General features: G+C 55.6%; 1 rRNA gene. It reads left to right on the forward strand.

The window, feature by feature from the left end:
* Window positions 1-268: ribosomal RNA gene (locus EFBL_RS14435) — 23S ribosomal RNA — on the forward strand; the annotation flags it as partial.

A 268-nucleotide genomic window follows, 5' to 3' on the forward strand; every position in this document is an offset into this window, starting at 1 on the left:
AGCAATGGCGTGACGCAGGAGGATAGGGAGAGCGGCCTGTTGGATGGCCGTGCAAGCAGTGAGGTTGAGAGATAGGCAAATCCGTCTCTTATAAGACTGAGCTGTGACGCCGAGGGAAAAGGAAGTACCGAAGTCCCTGATTTCACACTGCCAAGAAAAGCGTCTAGCGAGGAAGCCGGTGCCCGTACCGCAAACCGACACAGGTAGGCGAGGAGAGAATCCTCAGGTGCTCGGGAGAACTCTCGTTAAGGAACTCGGCAAAATGGCC

Origin of the sequence: Effusibacillus lacus, from assembly GCF_002335525.1 — a bacterium.
Classification (GTDB): Bacteria; Bacillota; Bacilli; order Tumebacillales; family Effusibacillaceae; genus Effusibacillus; species Effusibacillus lacus.